Here is a 25,177-nt window from a genome sequence, read left to right as displayed (position 1 = left end):
CTTGGACCAGACCCTGTCCCAGTCGGCGGGGGACGCTCCCGACGACACGGTCGCGACCGACGACCCGGTGCCGGCCGGTGGGCCGGAGGAGTCGGTCAGCGCGCAGGCACCCGACCAACCGTCGGAGAACGTGCCCGGCGGCGTCCTGACCCGCCGTGGGGCGGCACCGTTCGAGGTGCACCTCGACGTCTTCTCCGGGCCGTTCGAACTGCTCCTCGGCCTGATCGCCAAGCACAAGCTCGACGTCACCGAGATCGCGCTGGCCAAGGTCACCGACGAGTTCATCGCCTTCCTGCGGACCGCCCAGGAGGAGCACGACGACTGGGACCTCTCCCAGGCCTCGGAGTTCCTCCTGGTCGCGGCGACCCTGCTGGACCTCAAGGCGGCACGGTTGCTCCCCACGACACGGGAGGACGACGAGGAGGACCTGGCCCTGATCGAGGCCCGCGACCTGCTCTTCGCACGGCTGCTGCAGTACCGGGCCTTCAAGCAGGTGGCCCACGAGCTCGACACCCGGATGGCCACGGTCGGGCGGATCTTCCCGCGCGACGTGGGGATCGAGGAGCAGTTCACCACCCTGCTGCCCGAGCTGGTTCTCGGGATCATGCCGGAGCAGCTGGCGATGATCGCCGCCCGGGCGATGATCCCGCGCCCCGCCCCCACGGTGGGGCTGACCCACCTGCACGCCCCCCAGGTGTCGGTGCGCGAGCAGGCCGCCCTGGTCGTCGACAGGTTGCGGGGTCGACGCCATGCCTCCTTCCGGGACCTGGTCGCCGATGCCGACAGCACCCTGGTCATCGTCGCCCGGTTCCTGGCCCTGCTCGAGCTCTTCCGGGAGTCGCTGCTGTCCTTCCAGCAGGACGAGGCGCTGGGCGAGCTGACCGTCCAGTGGGAGGGGCCCGACTCCGGGGACGTGGAGATCGAGGACGAGTTCGAAGACCAGCCCACCGAGAGTGACCCGAAGCCCGAGGACCCAGATGAGTGACCAGCCACCACTGCAGCCGGAGGGCGGGGCGGCGCCCGCCGACAGTGACGCCGAGACCGAGCAGGTCGCCTTCGACATCAACGACTTCCCGGGCGGGGCCCGCTCGGCGGTCGAGGCCATCCTGATGGTGATCGACGAGCCGATCGAGGAGGCCACCCTCGCCTCGGCCCTGGAACTGCCCGTGGACGACGTGGTGGACCTGCTCGAGACGCTCGCGACCGAGTACCGGGACCAGGAGCGCGGCTTCATGCTGCGCCGACTGGCCGGCGGCTGGCGGATCTACACCCGCCCGGAGTATGCCCCGGTGGTCGAGCGCTTCCTGCTCGGCGGGCAGCAGGCAAAGCTCACCCAGGCCTCCCTGGAGACCCTGGCGGTCATCGCCTACAAGCAGCCGATCTCCCGCGCCCGGGTCGGCGTGGTGCGCGGCGTGAACGTGGACGGCGTGGTGCGCACCCTGGTCGCGCGCGGCCTCGTCCAGGAGGTGGGGCAGGAGGGCGAGTCCGGCGGGGGAGCGGTGCTCTACGGCACCACCGACTTCTTCCTGCAACGGATGGGGCTGGACAGCCTGGACGACCTGCCGGCGCTCGCGCCGTACCTGCCGTCCCAGGAAGTGCTCGACGAACTGGCAGCGGAAGGACAGGCATGAGCCCTCGGGAGAACAGCCGCGGTGGCGGTCGGGGCGCCGGCCGCCCGGCCGGGGGCCGGGGAGGATCCGGCGCGACCGGAGGCCGCGGTGGCTCCGGCTCCTCGCGAGCCGGCAAGGGCTCGTCGCAGGGCGGCAGGAGCATGCCGCGGGGAGGCAAGGGCGCGCCAGGAGGCGGCAAGGCCAACCCGCAGCGCGGCCGTGGTCGACCGCCCGCCCGCCAGCAGCCACCGGTGCCGGACGTGGACGTCCACGACCCCGACGGCGTCCGGCTGCAGAAGCTCCTGGCCTCGGCCGGGTGGGGCAGCCGGCGCACCTGCGAGCGACTGATCACCGAGGGCCGGGTCGAGGTGGACGGACAGATCGTCACCGAGCTGGGCGTCCGGATCGACCCGGGCCACCAGGTCGTGCACGTGGACGGCACGCGGGTCGTGCTCGAGGCCGACAAGATCTACCTGGCGTTCAACAAACCGCTCGGCGTGGTCTCCACGATGAGCGACGACCGTGGCCGGCCGTCCATCGGCGACTACGTCGGCAACCGGTCCGAGCGGCTCTTCCACGTCGGACGCCTCGACGCCGAGACCGAGGGCCTGCTGCTGCTCACCAACGACGGCGAGCTGGCGCACCGGCTGCAGCACCCCTCATACGGCGTCCCCAAGACGTATATCGCCAAGGTGCCCGGCCCGGTGGCGCGCGACGTCGGCAAGCGGCTGCGCGCCGGGGTCGAGCTGGAGGACGGCCCGGTGACCGTCGACTCGTTCAAGCTGGTCGACTCCCAGCCGGGCAAGGCCATCGTCGAGCTGATCCTGCACGAGGGGCGCAAGCACGTCGTCCGTCGGTTGCTGGCCGAGGTCGGCCACCCGGTGCTGGCGCTGGCCAGGGTGCAGGTGGGTCCGGTGCGTCTGGCGGAGCTGCGCCCCGGCAAGACCCGGGCACTGAGCCGGGAGGAGGTCGGCGCGCTCTACCGGGCCGCCGGACTCTGACCGGCTCACGGGTTCGGAGACACCCGCCCCGGTCACCTAGTCTTGTGCCCCATGAGCCAGCCGCTGGAACCGCCCGTCACCATCGCGATCGACGGGCCCAGCGGCTCGGGCAAGTCCAGCGTGTCCAAGGCGGTCGCCCGGGAGCTGGGGCTGACCTACCTGGACACCGGCGCCATGTTCCGCGCCCTGGCCCTGTGGTGCGTGCGCGAGGGGATCGACCTGGCCGACCAGGACGCCGTCGAACAGGCGTCCCGGACCTTCCCGCTCGAGATGGGCACGGACCCGGCGGCGCCCGCGGTGCACCTGGCCGGTGCCGACGTCGGACCGGACATCCGCACCCAGGAGGTCTCCGCCGTGGTGTCCCGGGTGGCCACCAACCTCGGGGTCCGCGCCGTCCTCCGGGAACTGCAGCGCGACCTCATCCGGCAGGCCCGGGAGACCGGCCCGGGGATCGTCGTGGAGGGACGCGACATCACCACGGTGATCGCCCCCGACGCCGAGGTCCGGGTGCTGCTCACCGCCTCCGAGGAGGCCCGGCTGGCCCGGCGCGCCAAGGAGCTCTACGACACGGCGGATGCCCAGGCGCTGGCCGCCACGCACGACCTGGTGGTGCGCCGGGACCAGGACGACGCGACCGTCTCGGCCTTCTTCGAGCCCGCCGACGGGGTGGTCGGAATCGACACCTCGTCCCTGACGTTCGCACAATCAGTAGCCGCGGTCCTGGACGTTGCCCGCAGCGCGGCGCCGCAGGACCAGCAGACCCCCGATGGAGGAGACCGATGACGACCCAGACCGACCCGCAGACCGAGTTCGCCGAGTACGCCCACCCCGAGCGGCTCGTGTCGACCCAGTGGCTCGCCGAGCACCTCGGCGATCCGGGACTGGTCGTGCTCGAGTCTGACGAGGACGTCCTGCTCTACGACACCGGTCACGTCCCCGGCGCGCTCAAGCTGGACTGGCACAACGACCTCAACGACCCGCTGACCCGCGACTACGTGGACGGCGAGCGGTTCGCCCAGGTGATGGGGGAGCGCGGCATCGGCCGGGACACCACGATCGTCATCTACGGCGACAAGAACAACTGGTGGGCCGCCTACGCACTGTGGGTGATCACGCTCTTCGGGCACGAGGACGTGCGGCTGGTCGACGGGGGCCGCGCCAAGTGGGTCGCCGAGGGCCGCGAGCTGACCACCGACGTGCCGGAGGTGACCCCCGTGGACTACCCGGTCGTCGAGCGTGACGACCGGACCGTCCGGGCCTTCAAGGAGGACGTGCTGGAGCACCTCGGCGGGCCGATGGTGGACGTCCGCTCGCCGGGCGAGTTCTCCGGTGACCTGCTGCACATGCCCGACTACCCGCAGGAGGGCGCGATGCGCGGGGGCCACATCCCGGGCGCGAAGTCGGTGCCCTGGGCCCGCGCCGCGAACGAGGACGGCACCTTCAAGTCGCGCGCCGAGCTCGAGGCCATCTACCTGCAGGAGCAGGGGCTGGACCCGGCCGAGCCGACCGTCGCCTACTGCCGCATCGGGGAGCGGTCGAGCCACACCTGGTTCGTGCTCTCCCACCTGCTCGGCTTCGACGCGGTCCGCAACTACGACGGCTCCTGGACCGAGTGGGGCAACTCCGTCCGGGTCCCGGTGGAGCGTTGATGACCAGCCCGTATGCCGGGACCGCCGGTGCCCTGGACGACCTCCCCGAGCCGATGGCCGAGTTGGCACAGGACTTCCACGCGGTCACCCAGCAGGAGCGGCTGCAACTGCTCCTGGAGCTGAGCCAGGAACTCCCGGACCTGCCCGAGCGGTATGCCGGGAAGCTGGACCAGATGGAACGCGTGGACGAGTGCCAGTCCCCGGTCTTCCTCGCCGTCGAGGTGGAGGACCAGGACCCCCGCACGGTGCACCTGTTCTTCGACGCACCGGCCGAGGCACCCACCACCAAGGGCTTCGCCGGGATCCTGCGCGAGAGCTTGGACGGTCTGCCCGCCCAGGACGTGCTCGGTGTCCCGGACGACGCCCCCTACCGGTTCGGCCTCGCCGAGGCCGTGTCCCCCCTGCGGATGCGGGGCATGGTCGGCATGCTGGGCCGGATCAAGCGACAGGTGCGGGCCCGCACCAGCCTCCCACCGGCGTCCGCCGGCGACCCCACGTAGGAGACCCCCCGTGAACCACCCGAACGACCCCACCGCCCCCACCGGGGACGAGGGCGCCGTCGAGACCGCCCTGCGCGCCGGGTTGGCGGACTTCGAGCTCTCCGAGGAGGACCTGGCCCTCGTCGAGGGCGGCGACCTGGCCGAACGGGCCGAGTCGGCACCCGCCACCCGGCCCGTGGTCGCCGTCGTCGGCCGCCCGAACGTCGGTAAGTCCACCCTGGTCAACCGGATCCTGGGCCGCCGCGAGGCGGTCGTCGAGGACGTGCCGGGCGTCACCCGCGACCGGGTCGCCTACGACGCCGAGTGGTCCGGGCGCGAGTTCACCCTCGTCGACACCGGCGGGTGGGAGGTGGACGCCAGCGGCATCCACCTCCGGGTCGCCGAGCAGGCCGAAGTCGCCGTCGAACTGGCCGACGCCGTCCTCTTCGTGGTCGACGCGACCGTCGGGGCCACCGACACCGACGAGGCGGTCGTGCGGTTGCTCCGCCGGTCCGGCAAGCCGGTCGTCCTGGTGGCCAACAAGGTCGACGACCAGAAGGGGGAGGCCGATGCCGCCGCCCTGTGGTCCCTGGGGTTGGGGCAGCCGTGGCCGGTGTCCGCGCTGCACGGTCGCGGCAGCGGCGACGTGCTCGATGCCGTGCTGGACGTGCTGCCCGAGGAGTCGGCGGTCGGCAGCGCCTACGCCCGGGGCGGTCCGCGGCGGGTGGCCCTGCTCGGGCGCCCCAATGTGGGCAAGTCGAGCCTGTTGAACAAGCTCGCGGGGGAGGAGCGGGTCGTCGTCGACGACGTGGCCGGCACCACCCGCGACCCGGTGGACGAGATGATCCAGCTCGGCGACAAGGTGTGGCGCTTCGTCGACACCGCGGGCATCCGGCGCCGGGTCCACCACACCCGCGGCGCGGACTTCTACGCCTCGCTGCGCACGCAGACCGCCCTGGAGAAGGCCGAGGTGGCCGTGGTCCTGGTCGACGCCTCCGCCTCCATCGCCGAGCAGGACATCCGGGTCATCCAGCAGGTGATCGACGCCGGTCGCGCGCTGGTGCTGGCCTACAACAAGTGGGACGAGGTCGACGAGGAGCGCCAGTACTTCCTGGAGCGCGAGATCGAGCGCGACCTGGTGCAGATCACCTGGGCGCCCCGGGTCAACATCTCCGCACTCACCGGGCGCCACCTGCAGAAGCTCGTGCCCGCGCTGGAGACCTCCCTGGAGTCCTGGGAGCAGCGCATCCCGACCGCCAAGCTCAACGCCTTCCTCGGCGAGGTCGTCGCGGCCAATCCGCACCCGGTACGTGGCGGCAAGCAGCCGCGCATCCTGTTCGCCACCCAGGCCGACACCCGTCCGCCGCGTTTCGTGGTGTTCGCCAGCGGGTTCATCGAGCATGGCTACCGGCGCTTCATCGAGCGCCGGCTGCGCGAGCAGTTCGACTTCACCGGGACGCCCATCGAGATCTCCGTCCGGGTGCGGGAGAAGCGGCGCCGCTGAGATCTGCGGCCGAGGTCGACGTGCTTGGCACGGTGGCGGGGCGCCGATTCGGAGTCACCCGATCCGGTGCGATAAGGTTCAGGTCGCTCGCGAGTCCTCCCGGACGTGCAACGCTCTCACAGGTGTCTTGCTCCGGGGATCCGTGAGCCCGCGGCCGGAGGCCGACAACTGAACAACGGGATGTGGCGCAGCTTGGTAGCGCACCTGACTGGGGGTCAGGGGGTCGCAGGTTCAAATCCTGTCATCCCGACGAAAAGCCTTGGTGGAGAACCATCTCCGCCAAGGCTTCATCGTTTTGCGACGGCTCCGGCATTCCGGTGCCGCGACCGAAGGGTTCCTCGCATGGGTGTGCTCACGTTCAGCTACAACATCACCCTCGACGGGTGCGTCGACCACGCCGAGGGGATCGCCGACGACGAGACGCACGCCCTCTTCACAGACCTGATGCACGAGCACGACGCCATGCTCTGGGGGCGCACCACCTACGAGCTGATGGAGGGCTACTGGCCGGCGGTCGCCCGCGGCGACGTCGAGGCGAGCCCGGCCCTGCGCGACTGGGCGCGCTCGCTGGAGGCCAAGCCGAAGTATGTCGTCTCCTCCACCCGGCAGGAGTTCCCCTGGAGCAACAGCCACCACCTCACCGGGGACCTGGGTCCGGCGGTGCAGGAACTCAAGGACCGCATGCCCGGTGGCGTGCTCCTCGGCAGCGGCCGACTCGCCACCGCCCTGGACCGGCTGGGCCTGATCGATGAGTACCGCTTCCTCGTCCACCCGGTGCTCGCCGGGCACGGCCCCACGCTGTACCAGGACGGGCTGCCCAGCACCCGGCACCTCGACCTGGTCTCGGCGGACCCGCTGACCAACGGCGCGGTGCTGCTGCACTACCGACGGGCCGGGTGACCGCCGGGGAGGTGCCTCTGCGAAGGTAGGTTCGTGGTGCTCGACGTGTCCTCCCCGGTGGTCCTCGACCTGGCGGAGGTCACCTTCCGCCGCCAGGACAAGGAGATCCTGCAGGGCATCTCGTTCCGGGTCCAGCGCGGGGATCACTGGGTCATGCTGGGGCCCAACGGGGCCGGCAAGAGCACCATCCTGGCCCTGTGCGGCGCGGTGACGCACCCGACGACCGGGACGGTGCAGATCCTCGGGCACCAGCTCGGCCGCGTCGAGCTGCAGGCCCTCCGCCGCCACATCGGACACGTCAACCCCCGACACACCCTGCGGTCCCCGCTCACGGTCACCGAGATCATCATCACCGGCATCACGGGCACCATCGAGCTGCCGATGCGGTGGGAGCCCGGCCCTGCCGAACTGGCCCGGGCCGCGGAACTGGCCGGTCTCCTCGGTCTGGCCACGATCGCCGGGGACCGGTGGCCGACCCTGTCCCAGGGGGAGCGGGGGCGCACCCTGATCGCACGTGCCCTGGCCGGCGACCCCGAGCTGCTGCTACTGGACGAACCCTCCACCGGGCTCGACGTGGCCGCGCGGGAGCAGCTGCTGGAGACCATCGACCTGCTGTCCCGGACCCACCCGGACCTCACCTCGCTCCTGGTGACGCACCACCTGGAGGAGCTGCCGGAGTCGACGACCCATGCGCTGTTGCTCGCCGAGGGTCGGATCACCGCGGCCGGGCCGGTCACGGACGTCATCACCGGGCCACACGTCAGCGCCGCCTTCGACCACCCCATCGAGGTGGAGCACCGCGACGGCCGCTGGAGCGCGCGGACGGCCCGGGCCCGTCAGCCATCCTGACCCGCCTCCCCGACGAGCGGGCCGTGGGCACCGGTGCCGCCGTCGGAGTCCCCGTCGCCCGCCCGGGCCCGGCGGGAGTCCCAGGTCAGCGCCACCGCACCGAGGGTACCGGCGAGCAGGGAGGCCAGCAGGACCCCGATCTTGGCGCCCGCCAGGTGCTCCGCGCTGTCCGGGAAGGACAGCTCGGCGATCAGCAGCGAGACCGTGAAGCCGATGCCGCAGAGCAGGCCGACGGGGAGCAGGTCCCGCACCGCGATGGCGCCGGGCAACCGCATCGGGGTCAGACGGGTGACCAGCATCGTGGTGCCGAGCACCCCGATCACCTTGCCGGCGAGCAGGCCGACCACGATGGCCGGGACCACGGGCTGGCCGAGGACCGCACCGACACCGTCCCCGTCGACGAGGGTGACACCGGCCGAGAAGAACGCGAAGACCGGCAGCGCGATCCCGAACGACAGCGGCTGCAGCTTCTCGACGAACTGGTGGGTCCGGGGATGGTGCTCGTCGCCGATCGGCCGGGCAGCCACCGCGAAGCCGAGCAGGACACCGGCGATCGTGGCGTGCACTCCGGACTCGTGCATCAGCACCCAGGCGACGAGCGCCAACGGCAACAGCACCCACCACCGCACCCGTGCGGACCGGGCGGCGACCCCGAAGACCACCACGACCGCGATCGCCCCGGCGAGCGCCACCAGGTTGATCGAGGCTGTGTAGAAGACCGCGATGACCACGATGGCCAGCAGGTCGTCGACGACCGCCAGGGTCAACAGGAAGGTGCGCAGCCCGACCGGCAGCCCGCGGCCGAAGACCGCGAGCACGGCGACGGCGAACGCGATGTCGGTGGCCGTCGGGATCGCCCAGCCGCCCAGCGCCGCCGAGTCACCCTGCGCGGTGACCAGCACGACATACAGCACGGCGGGCACCGCCATGCCCCCGACCGCGGCCAGCACCGGCACCGCCGCCTCGGTGAGGTTGCTCAGGCTGCCGGAGACGAACTCCTGCTTGAGCTCCAGCCCGACGACGAAGAAGAACAGGGCGAGCACGCCGTCGGCCGCCCAGGTGGCCAGCGACAGGTCGAGGTGGAGCGCGGAGGGCCCGACGACGGTCGAGGACAGCGACTGGTAGGCGTCGCGCCAGGGGGAGTTGGCCCAGACCAGGGCGAGCACGGCTGCGGTGAAGAGGAGGGCCCCCGCCGTCGTCTCCTGGGCGACCAGCCGCACCAGCCGGGAGCGGAGGTCGGGGTGTGTGGCCGTGCCGTCGGATCCGGTCATGCGGGCACCTCGTCATCGAGTACACCCGCCGGGCGCTCCGGCAGGCGGCCGACCAGACTTCCCGGCACACCAGCGCCCACCCTACCGGTCCGGGGGAGGTGACGTGCGGCATACGTCCCCTTAGCGGCAAAGGTCCTGGCGCGCGGCATACGTCCCCAGAGGCGGCAAATATCGCGACATTTGCCGCCTCCGGGGCAGGAAGGCGCGCGCCGGGCAGGAAGGCGCTCACGCCCGCCGGGTGTGGCTGGTCATCCCGGGCACCCTCGGCGTCTTAGGCTGGGCACGTGAGCACGGACCAGGGGAGCGGCGCCAGGGACGAACCGCGCCGGGTCCCCCAGGTGGTCCCGGTGCGGGACGAGTGGCTGACCGTGCCCAACGTGCTGTCCGTGCTCCGGGTGGCGGGGGTGCCGGTCTTCCTGTGGCTCATCCTGGCGCACCAGGACGGGTGGGCGCTGATCGTGCTCATGCTCTCCGGGATCACCGACTACCTGGACGGCAAGATCGCGCGCAGGTTCGGCCTGATCTCCCGGGTCGGCCAGTACCTCGACCCCATCGCCGACCGCCTCTACATCGTCTCCACCCTGTTCGGGCTCGGGTGGCGGGAGATCATCCCCTGGTGGCTGGTGGCCGTGCTGGTGCTGCGGGACGCTTTCATCGCCGCGATGTACCCGGTCGCCCGCTACTACCGGCTCCCCGCGCCGCCGGTGCACTTCGTCGGCAAGGCCGCGACGTTCAACCTGGTCTATGCCTTTCCGCTGGTGCTGCTCGGCTATGGCGACTCCTGGCTCACCGCGGTCGCCCAACCGGTGGGGTGGGCCTTCGTCTGGTGGGGCACCGTCCTCTACTGGATCGGCGCCGTGATGTATGCCGTGCAGGTGGCGGATATGGTGGCGCAACGACGGCGGCAGTGGGGGGCGGTGCAGGCACCATGAAGCGTCCCCGGCTCGGCTTCGGCATGGGCCGACCGAACCCCGACCCGGCGGCCTCGATGGCCCTGCTGGCCGAGGTGCGCGACCGGCCCCTGGACCCCGGCTACGCCTCGGCGGCCCAGGCCCGTCGCGAGCGCGGGCTGCCCGCGTCGACCGGCCCCCGCAGCCTGATCCTGATCGTCTCCTCCGTGCTACTGGGGTTCCTGATGACGGTGGCCGCCCAGACGCTCCGCGAGCCGGATCCCGCGGCCGCGGACGCCCGCCTGGAGCTGGTCAGCAGGGTCGAGGCGCAACAGGACCTCGGCGACCGGCGCGTCGCCCGGATCGAGGCGCTGCGGGCCGAGGTCGCGGGCCTGGAGGAGGGCGCCCTGGAGGACGACTCCGCCGGGAGCCAGCTGGCCGAGTCGCTGCGGACAGCCGAGCGGCAGGCCGGCGCGAGCGCCCTGGTCGGCCCCGGGATCGTGATCACGATGGATGACGCCAGTTCCCGCGACCCGCTGGTCAACGGCAACGCCGAGGAGCGGGTGATGGCCCGCGACCTCCAGGTGATCGTGAACGGGCTCTGGGCCCAGGGCGCCGAGGCGATCTCGATCAACGACCAACGGTTGACGTCCACGTCCGCCATCCGGTTCGCCGGCGAGGCGATCGTGATCGACTTCCGCGGGATGACCCGTCCCTACGTCATCTCGGCCATCGGCGACCCCGAGGCCCTGGAGCGGGAGATGACCGAGGGCGCCACCGGGCGCTACGCCGCGGAGCTGCGCGACGAGTACCAACTGACTGTCGAGGTCACCACCGCCGACGAGGTCACCGTCGCGGCGGCGACCCGCCTCACCACGCGGCTGGCCGTCGTGCCCACCAAGGAGGACACCCCATGATCCCCGTGCTCGGACTGGTCGTCGGCATCGTGGCCGGACTGATCTGGGAGCCCAGCGTCCCGACCTGGCTGGAGCCCTACCTGCCGATCGCGGTCATCGCCGCCCTGGACGCCGTCTTCGGCGGCGTGCGCGCCGCGCTGGAGGGCATTTTCAACGACCGGATCTTCGTGGTCAGCTTCCTGAGCAACGTGGTCGTTGCCGCGCTCATCGTCTTCCTGGGCAACCAGCTCGGCGTCGGGTCGCAGCTGACGACCGGCGTGGTCGTGGTGCTCGGCCTGCGGATCTTCTCCAACGTCGCCGCCATCCGGCGACACCTGTTGGGTGCCTGATGGCCAGGCCCACCGACGACACATCCCCCGAGCGGCCCGGGGGACGCACCTGGAACCGGTCGCTGAGGCTGTCCCGCGGCAACGTCCTCGTGGGCGTGCTGACCCTGCTCCTCGGGCTGGCCCTCGTCGCCCAGGTCCGGACCACCCAGGAGGCGGACCTCTCGCAGCTGCGCGAGGCGGACCTGATCGCCCTCCTCGACGACGTGACCACCCGGGCCGACTCCCTGGAGGACGAGATCGTCCAGCTCGAGCAGGACCGGGACCAGCTGGCCAACGGCTCGGGGGACGACGCGGCCCGGGAGGCCGCCCAGGCCCGCCTGCAGAGCTACCAGGTGCTGGCCGGCACCGTCCCCGTCCAGGGGCCGGGCGTGACGATCCTGGTCGAGGACCCGGACCGCACGGTCACCGCGACGATGATGGTCGACCTCGTCCAGGAGCTGCGCGACGCCGGCGCCGAGGCGATCCAGGTCGGTGAGGTGCGCGTCGTCGCCTCCAGCTGGGTCGGGATCACCCCGGACGGCCAGCTCACCGTCGAGGGGGTCCCGCTGACCTCGCCCTACCTGGTCACCGCGATCGGCGACTCGCACACCCTGGCCGGCGCGATGAACATTCCCGGCGGGTTCAACGACAGTGTCCGGCGGGTCGGTGGGGACGTCACCGTGCTCGACAGCGCCACGCTGACCATCGATGCATTGCACGAGCCTGACGAGCCTCGTTACGCTCAGCCCATACCATCCGAGGAACCCTGACGGGGCATCTCGGCACAGCACCGGCCGGGACCACCCCGGCAACCGTCACGGCAGAATGAGGAGACCAATGAGCGACCTGGAGTATCCCGAGGACCTGCGCTACACCACCGACCACGAGTGGGTCAAGGAGTTGGGTGACGGCGTGCTGCGGATCGGGATAACGTCCTACGCCCAGGACGCCCTCGGCGACGTCGTCTACGTGAGCCTGCCCGCCGTGGGCGACACCATCACCAGCGGGGACGCCTGCGGCGAGATCGAGTCGACGAAGTCGGTGAGCGACATCTACGCCCCCCTCGACGGTGAGGTCACGGCCGTCAACGGTGCGCTGGACGAGACGCCGGAACTGATCAACAGCGACCCGTATGCCGAGGGCTGGATGTTCGAGATGCGCCTCTCCGACGGTGGATCCGTGGACGGGTTGCTGGATGTGGAGGGATACCGCGGTCACGTCGACTGACTCGACTAGAGTTTGACCACCAGACAGCATGGGCCAGCTGGCCCGAACCGGCAGGAAGTAGGGCGTTGTGACCGATCGCGAGCGGGAGCACCACGACCCGGGTATGGACCCGACGACCGCGCGGATCCCCCTCGGGACGGACGTGCCTGCCCTGGAGCACTCCTTCGAGGACGAGCCGCCGCGGCTGTCCACCGAGGACCAGCGCACGGTCGAGGCGCTGCGCCCGGGGACGGCGCTCCTGATCGTGCTGCGCGGGCCGAACACCGGTGCCCGGTTCCTGCTGGACGCCGAGGAGGTGAGCTCGGGACGTCACCCGGACAGCGACATCTTCCTCGACGACGTCACGGTCTCCCGGCGGCACGCGGTCTTCGCCAGGGAGGGCGAGGGCTACCAGGTCCGCGACGTCGGTTCACTGAACGGCACCTACGTGAACCGGGAGCGGATCGACCAGGCGACCCTGGAGGCCGGCGACGAGGTGCAGATCGGCAAGTTCCGGCTCGTCTACTACCTCGGTCGCCAGTGACACTGGCCGGGGGAGGGCAGCACGCCCACCAGGGGATGACGATCGGGCGCGTCCTCAAGCGCCTCCAGCCGGAGTTCCCGGACCTGACGCTGTCAAAGATCCGCTATCTGGAGTCCGAGGGACTGGTCTGCCCGGAGCGCCGGGAGTCCGGCCTGCGCAGGTTCACCGAGGACGACCTCGAGCGGTTGCGCTACGTGCTCAGCGCGCAGCGCGACCGGTTCTGGCCGCTGAAGGTGATCAAGGACGCGCTGGACCGGATGGACCGGGGGCTCGAGCCGGACAAGCCCACCGCGGTGCCGCCGGACTCCTCGCGGGGTGCCCCGCCCGCCGCGGCGCTGCCCACCGCCGAGGAACTGCGCCGGCGCCGGTCGGTCCGGCTCAGCGCCGCCGAGCTGCGCGAGCAGAGCGGGCTGGACGCCGCCAGCTATGCCACGCTCAAGGCCTACGGACTGTTCGCCGTCGACGCCGCCGGTCGTCACGGCGCGGACGACGTGGACATCGCGCGACAGTGCGCCGCCCTGGCCTCCTTCGGCCTGGAGGCCCGCCACCTGCGGCTCTTCCGGGTCGCGGCGGACCGGGAGATCGGCCTGACCGAGCAGATCCTGGAGCCGGTCCGGCGCCGCCGGGCCCGTGGCGCCGAGGGGGGAGACCCCGACGAGGTGCAGGCCGAGCTGCTCGCCCACACGATCGCGCTGCACGTCGCCCTGGTGCGGGCCGGGCTGGAACGCCGCCGCTGACCGGTCGGGCCCCACGACCCAGCAACACCGAGTAGCGTGGTTCGGGTGAAGGAACTCGATGTGCTCGGAGTCCGGGTGGAGATGCCCTCCAACAATCCCATCGTGTTGCTGCGCGAGCGGGACGGCCAGCGCTACCTGCCGATCTGGATCGCGGCACCGGAGGCCACGGCGATCGCCTATGCCCAACAGGGCGTGACCCCGCCGCGCCCGCTGACACACGACCTCATGGTCACCGTGCTGCAGACCCTCGGGCACTCCCTGGACCAGGTGCAGATCACCTCCATGGAGGACAACATCTTCTATGCCGTGCTGGTGCTGGACGGCGGGAAGACCGAGATCTCCTCCCGCCCCTCCGACGCCATCGCCCTGGCCCTGCGCTCCGCGACACCGATCGTGGCCACCGACTCGGTCCTCGACGCCGCCGGCGTCACCCTCGCGATGGAGGACGAGGACGAGGACGAGGTCGAACGCTTCCGGGAGTTCCTCGACAACGTGTCCGCCGAGGACTTTGAGGAGGACGCCGAGGGCGGTCCCGCGGACCCCTCCGCCGACGCACCGGAGGAGTCGGACCAGGGGGACGGCACCGGCGGTGACCCCGGCCGGGAATGAGACCCGCGACACACCGGCGGCGCCCCGGGAAGGTGCGTCGGTCGTTGACGTGGCCCTGACCTGGGCATACCGTCTATAAATACTGACGTTGTGATCTGTGCGGGGTCGGTGCCCTCAGGTGCCCGACACGAAGCCCGCTCCATCGATCCAGGAGGATGCTGTGGGCACGGGAGCCGAAGTGCGCGGTGGTAAGGGCAATGAGGGCTCGGCCCCTGCCCAGGGACTGCTCTTCACCGACGATGTCCCGGCCCTGGAGGAAGGCATCGGCTACCGCGGCCCGACCGCCTGCGGCGCGGCCGGCGTGACCTACCGCCAGCTCGACTACTGGGCCCGCACCGGCCTGGTGGAGCCGTCCGTGCGCAACCCGTCCGGCTCGGGCACCCAACGCCTCTACAGCTTCCGCGACATCCTGGTGCTCAAGATCATCAAGCGGCTCCTGGACACCGGGGTGTCCCTCCAGCAGATCCGGGTCGCGGTGAACCAGCTGCGCGAGCGCGGCGTCCAGGACCTGGCCCACATCACGCTGATGAGCGACGGCGCCAGCGTCTACGAGTGCACCAGCGACGACGAGGTCATCGACTTGGTCCGCGGGGGTCAGGGAGTCTTCGGCATCGCCGTCGGCAGCGTCTGGCGCGAGGTGGAGGGACAGCTGTCCACGTTGCCCTCCGAGCGCGCCGACGCACTGGCCAACCACCCCGGCGACGAGCTCTCCCAGCGGCGTCGGGCCCGCCGCTCCAGCTGACCGGACCACCCGAGCGCCACGGTGCGATCGCACCGTGCCGTGCGAGCCGTACCACCCCCTGCGCAGGCTGATATGTTGTGCCTGCCAGCGACGCCGCGCGGGAGAGTCCTCACCGTTTGCCGGGTGGGGCGCCGAAGGGGCAAACTCCCCAAGAAGCTCTCAGGCGCCAGGACCGCGCGGAGGAGGCAAATCTGGAACGGCTCTGTCGCGGACCCCGCGACATCCGGACAGATGGGGAGGCAGCCTGCACGCCCTTGAAGGAGCCTCATGAACCCCCACCAGCTGGACACCGCGGCGAGTTCCGACGTAGTCACCGACGACGCCGGCCCGCTGCCGGCCGGAGCCCTCGCCGAGTTCGTCGCCCGACACATCGGTCCCCGCGAGGACGACATCGCCAGCATGCTCGCCCTGCTGGGGCACGAGTCGCTGGACGCGCTGATGGATGCCGCGGTCCCGACCGCCATCCGCACGGACCGGCCGCTCGACCTGCTCCCCGCGCCGTCCGAGCAGGCCGTGCTCGACGAGCTCCAGGCCTACGCGGACCGCAACACCGTGCACGCCTCGATGATCGGGCTGGGCTACTACGGCACCCACACCCCCGGGGTCATCCTGCGCAAGGTGCTGGAGAACCCCGCCTGGTACACCGCATACACCCCCTACCAGCCGGAGATCTCCCAGGGCCGGCTGGAGGCCCTGATCAACTTCCAGACCGTCGTCTCCGACCTCACCGGCCTCCCCACGGCCGGCGCCTCGCTGCTCGACGAGGCCACCGCCGTCGCGGAGGCGATGACCGTCATGCGGCGCTCCAGCAAGGTCGCCGCCGACGCGGTCCTGCTCGCCGACGAGCACCTGCTCCCGCAGAGCCTGGCCGTCCTGAACACCCGGGCCCGCCCGCTGGGACTCACCGTCGTGACCACCGACCTCACCGGGGTCACCGACGCCGACTCCCTCGCCGAGGCCTCGGGTGGCAAGGCCGTGTTCGGCGCCGTGGTGCAGTACCCCGGCGCGGACGGTGAGATCCGCGACTGGACGGCGCTGACCAACGCAGTGCACGAGGGCGGGGGACTGGTGGCCGCCGCCGCGGACCTGCTGGCCCTCAACCTGCTCGCCTCCCCGGGCAGCTGGGGCGCCGACGTCGCGGTCGGCACCAGCCAGCGCCTCGGCGTGCCGATGGGCTTCGGAGGTCCGCACGCGGGCTACATGAGCGTGCGCAGCGGACTGGAGCGCACCCTGCCCGGCCGACTGGTCGGGGTCAGCAAGGACACCGAGGGGCGCCCCGCATACCGGCTGGCGCTGCAGACCCGCGAGCAGCACATCCGCCGCGAGAAGGCCACCTCCAACATCTGCACCGCGCAGGTGCTGCTGGCCGTGATCGCCAGCATGTATGCCGTCTACCACGGCCCAGAGGGGCTGCGCCGGATCGCGCTGGCCACGCACTCCAAGGCCGTCTACCTGGCGAAGGCGCTGGAGGCCGCCGGCATCGAGGTGGTGACCGAGCAGTACTTCGACACGCTCACCGTGCGGGTGCCCGGGAAGGCGGCCGAGGTGGTCGCCGCGGCGGTGCAGCGCGGGGTCAACCTGTGGCAGGCCGACGAGGACCACGTCCTCCTGAGCACCGACGAGCTGGTCACCCTCGGCACGCTGCACACCGTGCTGGACGCCTTCGGCGCGGACGCCCCGTCCGCGGAGGCCAGCTCGGTGCAGACCCCCGCGTGGGACGAGCAGTTCCTGCGCCAGGACGAGGTCCTCACGCACCCGGTGTTCCACAGCCACCACTCCGAGACGGCGATGCTGCGCTACCTGCGCACCCTGTCCGAGCGGGACTTCGCCCTGGACCGGGGCATGATCCCGCTGGGTTCGTGCACGATGAAGCTCAACGCCACGACCGAGATGGAGTCGATCACTTGGCCCGAGTTCGCCCAGCTGCACCCGTTCGCCCCGCACGACCAGACGGAGGGATCCCGGGCGCTGATCGCCCAGCTGGCCGACTGGCTCTGCGAGGTCACCGGCTACGACCAGGTCAGCCTGCAGCCGAACTCCGGCGCGCAGGGTGAGTTCGCCGGACTGCTCGCGATCCGCTCCTACCACCTGGCCAACGGCGACGACCAGCGCACCATCTGCCTGATCCCCGCCAGCGCGCACGGCACCAACGCCGCCAGCGCGGTGATGGCCGGGCTCAAGGTGGTCGTGGTCAAGACCGCCGAGGGCGGGGACATCGACCTGGAGGACCTGCGCGCCAAGGTGGAGCAGCACCGCGACCACCTGGCCGCGATCATGGTCACCTACCCCTCCACCCACGGGGTCTTCGAGGAGACGATCACCGAGCTGTGCGACCTGGTGCACGAGGCCGGGGGTCAGGTCTACGTGGACGGGGCGAACCTGAACGCCATGATGGGGCTGGCCAAGCCGGGCCAGTTCGGTGGCGACGTCTCCCACCTCAACCTGCACAAGACGTTCTGCATCCCGCACGGCGGGGGAGGCCCCGGGGTCGGCCCGGTGGCGGTGCGCTCCCACCTGGCACCGCACCTGCCCAACCACCCGCTGGACCCGCTGGCCGGACCGGAGACCGGTGTCGGACCGATCTCCGCGGCACCCTACGGCTCGGCCGACATCCTGCAGATCTCCTGGGCCTACATCCGCCTGATGGGCGGGGCGGGGTTGACCCGCTCCACCCAGGTCGCGATCCTGTCCGCCAACTACATCGCCGCCCGTCTGGCCGAGCACTACCCGATCCTGTACGCGGGCGAGAACGGCCTGGTGGCGCACGAGTGCATCCTGGACCTGCGGGAGCTCACCAAGACGACCGGCGTCACGGTCGACGACGTGGCCAAGCGGCTGATCGACTTCGGGTTCCACGCGCCCACGATGTCCTTCCCGGTGGCCGGCACCCTGATGGTCGAGCCCACGGAGAGTGAGGACCTGGGCGAGCTGGACCGGTTCTGCGACGCGATGATCGCGATCCGCAAGGAGATCGACGAGGCAGCCGGCGACGTCGAGAACAGCGCCCTGCGGCACGCCCCGCACACGGCCCGCAGCCTGACCGAGGAGTGGACCTACCCCTACTCCCGGGCGCACGCGGTCTACCCAGAAGGAGTGGACCCGCAGCGCAAGTACTGGCCGCCGGTGCGCCGGATCGACGGTGCCTACGGCGACCGCAACCTGATCTGCTCGTGCCCTCCGCCGGGGGCCTTCGAGGACTGACCGTCCGCTCCTGACGTCCCGTCGAACCGCACCGGGACCCGGCGTGCCGTTGGCTCACCGGGTCCCGGTGTGGTTGGCTCGGTCCAGGCACCACCGGACAGGAGTCGATCATGGGACAAGAGGTCAGTTCGGCAGCATTCTCGCGGGAAGAGCGACTGAGCTATCGGGAGAAGGTCCACCAGGACCTCGACGTGTTCGAACGGATGCTGGCCGAGCGCAGCTGGGACTTCACCCGCCCGCAGATGGGGCTGGAGATCGAGCTGAACCTGGTCGATGAGAACTTCCGGCCGGCGATGGTCAACGACCGGGTGCTGGAGTCGATCTCCGGGTCGGACTTCCAGACCGAGGTCGCCAAGTTCAACATCGAGATGAACGTGCCCCCACGGCCGATGGCCGGGGACCAGGCGCACCGGCTGGAGCGCTACCTGCGGCAGTCCCTCCAGATGGCCGGCGACGCGGCCCGGCGGCACGGCGCACAGGTGACCGCCGTCGGCATCGTGCCCACCCTGGAGCCCGAGCTGTTCGACTCCGACTGGCTCAGCCTCGGGGTGCGCTACCTCGCCCTGAACGACGCCATCCTGCGCGAGCGCGGCGAGGGGTTGGAGCTGGACATCGAGGGTCCCACCGGGGAGCGGGTGTCCAGCTACTTCGAGACGATCGGGCCGTTGGCCGGGTGCACCTCGGTGCAGCTGCACCAGCAGGTCACCCCGCAGGACTTCCCGACCTACTGGAACGCCGCCTCGGCGATCTCGGCGGTCCAGCTCGCGGTCGGCGCCAACTCCCCGTACCTGTTCGGCCGCCGGCTCTGGGCAGAGACCCGGGTGCCACTGTTCAGCCAGATGGTCGACACCCGGTCCGTGGAGCTCAAGGCGCAGGGGGTCCGCCCCCGGGCCTACTTCGGTGACAATTGGATCACCTCGATCTTCGACCTCTTCGAGGAGAACGTCCGGTGCTTCCCGGCGCTGCTGCCGGAGATGACCGACGAGGACCCGGTTGCCGTGCTCAAGGAGGGTGGCGCCCCGGCGCTGGGCGAGCTGAAGCTGCACAACGGCACCGTCTACCGCTGGAACCGGCCCATCTACGACAACGCCCAGGGCACGCCGCACCTGCGCGTGGAGAACCGCGTGTTGCCCGCGGGTCCGACCGTGGTCGACATGGTCGCCAACGCCTGCTTCTACTACGGGCTGCTCGAGAAAATGACCAGCAGCGGCCGGCCGATCTGGACCAAGATGCCGTTCAGCGACGCCCGGGACAACTTCGACGAGGCCGCCATGCACGGCATCGAGGCGGTCCTCAGCTGGCCCACCCTGGGCAAGGTGGCGGTGACCGAATTGGTCGCCGAGCACCTGCTGCCGCTGGCCGACGAGGGGCTGTCGATGCTCGGGCTGCGCCGCGAGGTGCGGGCTTACTACCTCGACGTTATCGAGCAGCGCTGCCGGCGCCAGACCAACGGGGCCAGCTGGCAGGTGGCGGCCACGGAGCGTTTCGAGGCCTCCGGCATGTCCCGCCCGGACGCCCTCGCCGCGATGTTTGCCGGGTACGTCGACAACATGGACCAGAACATCCCGGTCCACGACTGGGAGTTGCCCGAGGCCACGGCGGAGGCGGCCCCGGCGAGCGAGTCCGCCGCCATGGCGGGCGCGGGCGCGGTCCTCACCGGCTGACCGTCCGCACGCACCTGCTCAGCCGGTGAGGTTCCACCCGTCGATGACGGGGTCCTCGTGGTGGTGGGCCAGGACGCCCACCGCCCCGGCCTGGAAGGTCAGGTTGGCGCCGAAGCGGGGAGCCTGCCGCAGGTAGACGGCGGTCAGGATGCGCAGCGCCTGGCCGTGCCCGACGAGCGCCACGTCCCCCTCGAACAGCCGGGGGAGCACCCGGTCCAGGACCCGGCTGGCGCGCGCCGCGACCTCCTCGATGGTCTCGCCCGAGGTGTCGCCCGGCACGACCCCGTGCTCGAAGACCGTCCACGGATAGCCCAGGCGCTCCCGCAGGTCGCGGGTGGTCAACCCCTCGTAGCCGCCGTAGTCCCACTCGAGCAGGTCGGGGTCCACCTCGTCCACCCGCAGGCCGGCGAGCTCGGCTGTGCGGCGGGCCCGTTGCAGGGGTGAGCACCGCACGTGCCGGATGTCGAAACCCTCCAGCAGTCCGACCAGGGCGGAGGCGTCCGCCTCTCCCTCCGGCAGCAACGGCAGGTCGGTCAACCCGGTGTGCTGCCCGGTCCGCGACCACTCGGTCTCGCCGTGGCGGACCAGGACCAGGCGACCGGAGGGGATCTCGGGACCGGCGGCGGTGTGATGGGTCACCCGGGCAGGGTAGCGGTCCACCTGGCAGGCTGGCCCGATGAACACCGAAAACCTGCGCACGGTCGACCTGACCCGCACCGGTGCCTCGGCATACGAGGCCACCAACGTCCGGGGCGGCGCGATCCGCATCGGCTCGGGCGAGACGGCCGACTTCACCCCGGTCGAGCTCCTCCTGGCGGCCGCGGCCGGCTGCTCGGCCATCGACGTCGACATGCTGACCACGCGGCTCGCCGAACCCACCGACTTCGACGTCGTCGCCGCGGGGGAGAAGGTCCGCGACGAGGAGGGGAGCCACCTGGCCTCGGTGCGGGTCGAGTTCACCGTCAGGTTCCCCGACGGGGAGGACGGTGACCGGGCCCGGGACCGGCTACCGGACGCGGTCGCCAAGTCCCGCGACCGGCTGTGCACGGTCTCCCGGACGGTGGCGCTGCCGACGCCGGTGACCTTCGAGATCTCCTGATCGGTCGCCGTCAGGCGGACACAGGAACCTTGACGCGGGGCGTGGTCGGCCGGATCGCGATCGACATCACCGCCGCACCGAGGCACAGCGCCCCCGCGGCGAACCAGGCGAGGTCGTAGCTGCCCAGCGACGACCGGATCCACCCCGCGCCGCTGGCGGCCACCGCGGCCCCGAGCTGGTGGGCGGCGAAGACCCAGCCGAACACGACGGCGCCGGCCTCGCCGAACCGGTCGCGGCACAGGGTCACCGTCGGCGGCACGGTCGCGACCCAGTCGAGGCCGTAGAAGATGATGAAGACCCACAGGCTCGGCTCCACGCCGGGGGCGAGCAGGCTGGGGAGCACCATCAGGGACAACCCGCGCAGGGTGTAGTAGCCCAACAGCAGCAGCCGTGGGTCGACCCGGTCGGTGAGCCACCCCGAGGCGATGGTGCCGGCGACGTCGAAGACCCCGACCAGCGCCAGCAGCCCGGCCGCGGTCGTCGGCGGCATGCCGTGGTCGTGGGCGGCCGTCACGAAGTGGGTGCCGACCAGGCCGTTGGTGGAGGCCCCGCAGACCGCGAACCCACCCGCGAGCAACCAGAAGGTCCGGGTGCGGGCCGCCTCCCGCAGGGACCGCAGCGCCCGGCCCGCGGAGCTGCCGACCGGTGCGGTCCGGGGCAGGCCCGGCTCCTCCGGCGTCGCGCCGTAGGCGGTCACCCCCGCGTCCTCCGGGTGGTCCCGCACCAGGACGAGCACGACCGGCACGACGGCCAGCGCGCAGGCGGCCACCACGACGCTCGGCAGCCGCCAGCCGTGGTCGGTGGCCAGGCGGGCGACCAGCGGCAGGAAGATCAGCTGGCCCGTCGCGCCGGCCGCGGTGAGGATGCCGGTGACCAGGCCCTTGCGGGCGACGAACCAGCGGGACACCAGGACGGCGATGAAGGCCATCGACATGGAGCCGGTGCCGATGCCCACCACGACGCCCCAGAGCAGCACCAGGTGCCACGGCTCGGTCATCCAGATGGTGGCCAGGCTGCCCGCGCTGATCAGCAGGAGGGCGCTGGCCAGGACCCTGCGGATGCCGAACCGGTCCATCAGGGCGGCGGCGAAGGGGGAGAACAGGCCGAACAGCACCAGGTTGACCGAGACCGCCGTGCCGATCAGGCCGTGGGACCACCCGAACTCGTGGTGCAGCGGCTCGAGGAGGACGGAGGGCACCGACCGGAAACCGGCCGCACCGATGATCGCGACGAAGGCGACCCCGGCCATCAGCCACGCGGGGTGGCGCAGGCCGGACCGGGGGACCGCACGGGACGGACCGTGCTCGACAGGGGGCATCACGGGACCACTGTGCCCGACGGGACCCGTCACGACTAGTGGCGGAAAGGCCACATTTGGGATACATTCGGCCAATGACCTTGCACCGGCCCCACCGGGTTGCCGTCCTCGCCCTCGATCCGGCGGTGGGCTACGACCTGGCCATCGCGCCCCAGATCTTCGCCACCGCCGAGGACGACCGGGGACGGAGTCTGTATGACGTGACGGTCTGTGGGGTGCAGGACGGTCCGGTCCGCACCGGGACCGGCTACGCGATCGTGCCGACCCGTGGCCCCGAGGCCCTCGCGTGGGCGGACACGGTCGTGGTGCCCGGCACCCGGATGCCCGGTCCCCGGCACCAGGGGGTGCTGCCGCCCGAGCTGGCCGATGCGTGGGGGTCGATCCGTCCCGGCACCCGGATCATGTCGATCTGCACCGGCGCGTTCGTGCTGGGAGCGGCCGGCGTCCTGGACGGACGGCGGGCCACCACGCACTGGGCCCATGCCGAGGACCTGGCCCGGCTGTACCCGGCCGTGCAGGTCGATCCCGAGGTGCTGTTCGTCGACGACGGGGACGTGCTGACCTCCGCCGGGTTGGGGGCCGGGGTCGACTTGGCGCTGCACGTGGTGCGGCGCGATCACGGGAGCGCGGTCGCCTCGCGTGTGGCGCGGTACTGCGTCGTCGCGCCGTGGCGGGACGGCGGTCAGGCGCAGTTCATCCCGGCCCAGGTGCCGACCGACGAGGCCTCCACCGCGGCGACCCGGACCTGGGCCGTCGCGCACCTGGCCGAGGTGCGCAGGGTCGCCGACCTGGTGCAGCACGCGAGGATGAGCGAGCGCACCTTCGCCCGACGGTTCCGCGACGAGACCGGGCTGTCCCCGCACGCCTGGCTGTCCCAGCAGCGGCTGCGCCGGGCCCAGGAACTGCTCGAGACCACGGCCATCCCGGTGGACCAGGTCGCGGACCTGGCCGGGTTCGGGACGCCGGCGGCCCTGCGCCAGCGGCTCCGGGAGTCCCTGGGACTGTCCCCGCTGGCCTACCGGAAGCGATTCCGGGGAACCGCCGCAGCGTCCTGACCGGGGCACGGATGTATCAGGCGCCCTGGTGGTGACTCCTCAGGTGTGTCAAGGTGACCGAAGGCAGGCGTCTTCGCCTGCGCCCGAACAGGAGGCCCAGCGTGCCCGACCACAAACTGCCCGTCCCGGAGAACCCTCCGCCGGACGACCGCAAACCCGTCCCGAACCCCTACTGGGGCACTCACGGCGAGCCCGGCGAAGAAGCCCAGGCCCAGGAGGCCGCCGAGGAGTGACCCGCGGGGGCACCGCCCGACCGGGACCGGGGAGTCAGGGGTCCAGCAGGATCGCCTCGGTCCGGTCGGGCCGGTCGGGGTCGTAGACCAGGGGGATCGGCTGCCCGGGCACCGGGGTGTGCCCGTCCGCCGCCCAGGTGATCGAGCGCGCCTGGCCCTGCGCGTCGACGAACCGGACCGTCACCTCGGCCCTGGGCCGGGCATGGTCATCGGGCAGGCGGACCCGGGTGACCAGACCCGTGGCACGGGTCCCGTGACGTCCGGTGCGCCGTTTCGCGCGGCTTCGTCGCACGTCGAGGAAGGTCAGGGCCGCCGCCGATGCCGTGAGGACCAGGCCGAGGACCAGGATGTCCCAGGGGGCACCGGGCGCCGGTCTGCTCGCGATCGAGCCCGCGGCCAGCCAACCGACCCCGACGCTGAGCAGCCCGCCGCCGAAGGTGCCGATCAGCCAGGTATGGAGGACCCCCCGGTCCGCCACCACCTGGTGGATCAGGCCCCCCACCGCCACGATCGGGGCCAGTCCGAGGACGAAGACCATGGCCGGCAGGTTCGACGGCAGCTCGGAGCCGCCCCCGAACCGCAGCCGGACCAGACCTCCGGCGACCGCCCACAGCACGATGCCGACCAGAGAGCCGGTGACCGCGAGCGCGGGCAGGCGCCGGCACGGCTCGGCTGACTCCGGCCCGCCGTCGGTGTTCCTCATCTTCTATCCCCTCCTGCGGACGCCCCCTGCGTCCGATCCACCCAGCACTCTAGGGGATAGCGCCGACAGGCGCAGACAGCCCGGTGGCCGAGTCGACCACGGACAGTAGGTCAGTCGTGCCGCTGCAGCGTCTGCTGGAGGGTGAGCACGGTGGCCCAGTTGCGTGCCGTGGCACGATCCAGCCCCGCCGCCCTGACCCTGGCCATCTTCTCGGCCAGCGCGCTGTGGCCCAGCCCGTCGGGGGTGTGCAGGTAGCAGACACGGCCCAGCACCGTGAGGTCGTCCGCGCCGCCGGCCTCCCGGCTCTCGTCGCGGAGTCGTGCCAGGGCGGTGACCTGCTCAGCGGTGAAGTCCTCCTGCTGGACGTAGGCGTGCAGGTGCCGCGGCTCCTGCGGGTCGGGGTAGGGGTTGGCCTCGACCACCTGGCGCCACTCGTCGGCGGTCAGCACCACGACGAGCGGGGCGAAGCCGAACTCCTCGTCGATCGCGGCCTGCAACTCTGCCCCCAGGACGGTCGGGCTCGCCCCGCGCGCGGGCGTCATGACCAGGTTGCCGGACTGGATGTAGGTGGCAACATCCGTGTGACCCAGGCCCGTCGCCAGGTCGCGCAGGGACGCCATCGGCAGCTTGTGGCGGCCCCCGACGTTGATGCCGCGGAGCAGTGCGAGATGACTGGGCACGGCACCAG

Annotated in this window: 28 protein-coding genes, 1 tRNA gene and 1 riboswitch; of the genes, 24 read left to right on the top strand and 5 right to left on the bottom strand. The window is 71.6% G+C overall.

What is annotated here, in order from left to right:
• The first annotated feature begins 1 nt into the window (after position 1).
• From FB467_RS12020 to FB467_RS11975, 10 genes are all read left to right on the top strand, one after another.
• Positions 2–985 (top strand): segregation and condensation protein A, encoded by a 984-nt coding sequence (locus FB467_RS12020; protein ID WP_141785309.1) that lies wholly within the window; start codon positions 2–4, stop codon positions 983–985.
• Positions 978–1,631, top strand: coding sequence for an SMC-Scp complex subunit ScpB (gene scpB / locus FB467_RS12015; protein ID WP_141785308.1), 654 nt, complete (start codon positions 978–980; stop codon positions 1,629–1,631). Before FB467_RS12020 ends, scpB begins: the two co-directional genes overlap by 8 nt.
• 140 nt (positions 1,632–1,771) lie before the next feature.
• Positions 1,772–2,611, top strand: coding sequence for a pseudouridine synthase (locus tag FB467_RS12010; protein ID WP_425325837.1), 840 nt, complete (start codon positions 1,772–1,774; stop codon positions 2,609–2,611).
• A gap of 51 nt (positions 2,612–2,662) precedes the next feature.
• Positions 2,663–3,394, top strand: a complete 732-nt coding sequence (gene cmk, locus FB467_RS12005) for a (d)CMP kinase (protein WP_141785306.1) — start codon at positions 2,663–2,665, stop codon at positions 3,392–3,394.
• Positions 3,391–4,260: a sulfurtransferase gene (locus FB467_RS12000; protein WP_141785305.1), complete on the top strand. Its 870-nt coding sequence runs from the start codon at positions 3,391–3,393 to the stop codon at positions 4,258–4,260. Before cmk ends, FB467_RS12000 begins: the two co-directional genes overlap by 4 nt.
• Positions 4,260–4,760, top strand: a complete 501-nt coding sequence (locus FB467_RS11995; RefSeq protein WP_141785304.1) for a SufE family protein — start codon at positions 4,260–4,262, stop codon at positions 4,758–4,760. The genes FB467_RS12000 and FB467_RS11995 overlap by 1 nt, the downstream gene beginning before the upstream one ends.
• A gap of 10 nt (positions 4,761–4,770) precedes the next feature.
• A complete protein-coding gene (gene der, locus FB467_RS11990; RefSeq protein ID WP_141785303.1) occupies positions 4,771–6,243 on the top strand; it encodes a ribosome biogenesis GTPase Der in 1,473 nt (490 codons plus the stop codon).
• 176 nt (positions 6,244–6,419) lie between these two features.
• A tRNA-Pro gene (locus tag FB467_RS11985) sits at positions 6,420–6,493 on the top strand.
• A 92-nt stretch (positions 6,494–6,585) separates the two neighbouring features.
• Positions 6,586–7,143 (top strand): dihydrofolate reductase family protein, encoded by a 558-nt coding sequence (locus FB467_RS11980; RefSeq protein ID WP_141785302.1) that lies wholly within the window; start codon positions 6,586–6,588, stop codon positions 7,141–7,143.
• A 33-nt stretch (positions 7,144–7,176) separates the two neighbouring features.
• A complete protein-coding gene (locus FB467_RS11975) occupies positions 7,177–7,992 on the top strand; it encodes an ABC transporter ATP-binding protein (RefSeq protein ID WP_342354715.1) in 816 nt (271 codons plus the stop codon).
• Here FB467_RS11975 and nhaA read toward each other — a convergent pair.
• Complete coding sequence (gene nhaA / locus FB467_RS11970) at positions 7,980–9,263, bottom strand: Na+/H+ antiporter NhaA (RefSeq protein WP_141785301.1); 1,284 nt, start codon at positions 9,261–9,263, stop codon at positions 7,980–7,982. The two genes, FB467_RS11975 and nhaA, sit on opposite strands and share 13 nt — an antisense overlap.
• A 284-nt stretch (positions 9,264–9,547) precedes the next feature.
• Here nhaA and clsA point away from each other — a divergent pair, with 284 nt between their 5' ends.
• The 11 genes from clsA to FB467_RS11915 all read left to right on the top strand — a co-directional run bounded on the left by clsA (position 9,548) and on the right by FB467_RS11915 (position 20,081).
• Positions 9,548–10,195: a cardiolipin synthase ClsA gene (gene clsA / locus FB467_RS11965; RefSeq protein WP_342354714.1), complete on the top strand. Its 648-nt coding sequence runs from the start codon at positions 9,548–9,550 to the stop codon at positions 10,193–10,195.
• Complete coding sequence (locus tag FB467_RS11960; RefSeq protein WP_141785300.1) at positions 10,192–11,070, top strand: DUF881 domain-containing protein; 879 nt, start codon at positions 10,192–10,194, stop codon at positions 11,068–11,070. Before clsA ends, FB467_RS11960 begins: the two co-directional genes overlap by 4 nt.
• Positions 11,067–11,399, top strand: coding sequence for a small basic family protein (locus FB467_RS11955; RefSeq protein WP_141785299.1), 333 nt, complete (start codon positions 11,067–11,069; stop codon positions 11,397–11,399). Before FB467_RS11960 ends, FB467_RS11955 begins: the two co-directional genes overlap by 4 nt.
• The gene (locus tag FB467_RS11950; RefSeq protein WP_141785298.1) at positions 11,399–12,148 is read left to right on the top strand and encodes a DUF881 domain-containing protein; all 750 of its coding nucleotides are present in this window, start codon (positions 11,399–11,401) and stop codon (positions 12,146–12,148) included. The genes FB467_RS11955 and FB467_RS11950 overlap by 1 nt, the downstream gene beginning before the upstream one ends.
• Positions 12,149–12,215: 67 nt before the next feature.
• The gene (gene gcvH / locus FB467_RS11945; RefSeq protein ID WP_141785297.1) at positions 12,216–12,605 is read left to right on the top strand and encodes a glycine cleavage system protein GcvH; all 390 of its coding nucleotides are present in this window, start codon (positions 12,216–12,218) and stop codon (positions 12,603–12,605) included.
• A 103-nt stretch (positions 12,606–12,708) separates the two neighbouring features.
• Positions 12,709–13,128, top strand: coding sequence for an FHA domain-containing protein (locus FB467_RS11940; RefSeq protein WP_141786633.1), 420 nt, complete (start codon positions 12,709–12,711; stop codon positions 13,126–13,128).
• A 35-nt stretch (positions 13,129–13,163) separates the two neighbouring features.
• Positions 13,164–13,865 (top strand): transcriptional regulator FtsR, encoded by a 702-nt coding sequence (ftsR, locus tag FB467_RS11935; RefSeq protein WP_141785296.1) that lies wholly within the window; start codon positions 13,164–13,166, stop codon positions 13,863–13,865.
• A gap of 45 nt (positions 13,866–13,910) precedes the next feature.
• Positions 13,911–14,474: a bifunctional nuclease family protein gene (locus FB467_RS11930; protein ID WP_141785295.1), complete on the top strand. Its 564-nt coding sequence runs from the start codon at positions 13,911–13,913 to the stop codon at positions 14,472–14,474.
• Positions 14,475–14,634: 160 nt separating this feature from the next.
• Positions 14,635–15,216 (top strand): MerR family transcriptional regulator, encoded by a 582-nt coding sequence (locus FB467_RS11925; RefSeq protein WP_280525441.1) that lies wholly within the window; start codon positions 14,635–14,637, stop codon positions 15,214–15,216.
• 88 nt (positions 15,217–15,304) lie between these two features.
• A riboswitch (glycine riboswitch) is annotated at positions 15,305–15,401 on the top strand.
• Positions 15,402–15,483: 82 nt separating this feature from the next.
• The gene (gcvP, locus tag FB467_RS11920; RefSeq protein WP_141785294.1) at positions 15,484–18,417 is read left to right on the top strand and encodes an aminomethyl-transferring glycine dehydrogenase; all 2,934 of its coding nucleotides are present in this window, start codon (positions 15,484–15,486) and stop codon (positions 18,415–18,417) included.
• 110 nt (positions 18,418–18,527) lie between these two features.
• Positions 18,528–20,081, top strand: coding sequence for a glutamate-cysteine ligase family protein (locus FB467_RS11915; protein ID WP_228393247.1), 1,554 nt, complete (start codon positions 18,528–18,530; stop codon positions 20,079–20,081).
• 18 nt (positions 20,082–20,099) lie between these two features.
• On the opposite strand, the gene FB467_RS11910 is transcribed toward FB467_RS11915, so the two are convergent.
• Positions 20,100–20,720 (bottom strand): histidine phosphatase family protein, encoded by a 621-nt coding sequence (locus tag FB467_RS11910; protein ID WP_228393248.1) that lies wholly within the window; start codon positions 20,718–20,720, stop codon positions 20,100–20,102.
• Positions 20,721–20,757: 37 nt separating this feature from the next.
• Here FB467_RS11910 and FB467_RS11905 point away from each other — a divergent pair, with 37 nt between their 5' ends.
• Positions 20,758–21,180, top strand: coding sequence for an OsmC family protein (locus FB467_RS11905; RefSeq protein ID WP_141785292.1), 423 nt, complete (start codon positions 20,758–20,760; stop codon positions 21,178–21,180).
• A gap of 10 nt (positions 21,181–21,190) precedes the next feature.
• Here FB467_RS11905 and FB467_RS11900 read toward each other — a convergent pair whose 3' ends face one another.
• Entirely contained in the window at positions 21,191–22,498 is a 1,308-nt protein-coding gene (locus tag FB467_RS11900) for an MFS transporter (RefSeq protein WP_141785291.1), read from the bottom strand.
• Positions 22,499–22,572: 74 nt separating this feature from the next.
• On the opposite strand from FB467_RS11900, the gene FB467_RS11895 reads away from it, so the two are divergent.
• Both FB467_RS11895 and FB467_RS19325 read left to right on the top strand, forming a co-directional pair.
• Positions 22,573–23,553, top strand: a complete 981-nt coding sequence (locus tag FB467_RS11895) for a GlxA family transcriptional regulator (protein WP_141785290.1) — start codon at positions 22,573–22,575, stop codon at positions 23,551–23,553.
• A 101-nt stretch (positions 23,554–23,654) separates the two neighbouring features.
• Positions 23,655–23,786, top strand: a complete 132-nt coding sequence (locus FB467_RS19325; RefSeq protein WP_267128613.1) for a hypothetical protein — start codon at positions 23,655–23,657, stop codon at positions 23,784–23,786.
• Between the two features lie 34 nt (positions 23,787–23,820).
• On the opposite strand, the gene FB467_RS11890 is transcribed toward FB467_RS19325, so the two are convergent.
• Positions 23,821–24,489 carry a DUF3592 domain-containing protein gene (locus tag FB467_RS11890; protein ID WP_141785289.1) on the bottom strand — a complete coding sequence of 223 codons (669 nt, stop codon included), beginning with the start codon at positions 24,487–24,489 and terminating at the stop codon, positions 23,821–23,823.
• 110 nt (positions 24,490–24,599) lie between these two features.
• Positions 24,600–25,169 carry a DUF1697 domain-containing protein gene (locus tag FB467_RS11885; RefSeq protein ID WP_211350597.1) on the bottom strand — a complete coding sequence of 190 codons (570 nt, stop codon included), beginning with the start codon at positions 25,167–25,169 and terminating at the stop codon, positions 24,600–24,602.
• Positions 25,170–25,177 lie beyond the last annotated feature (8 nt).

The sequence above is a fragment of the Ornithinicoccus hortensis genome, from assembly GCF_006716185.1.
GTDB lineage: Bacteria > Actinomycetota > Actinomycetes > Actinomycetales > Dermatophilaceae > Ornithinicoccus > Ornithinicoccus hortensis.
The sequence above is the reverse complement of the archived record's forward strand: the minus strand, read 5'-3'. Positions and strand labels throughout refer to the sequence as shown.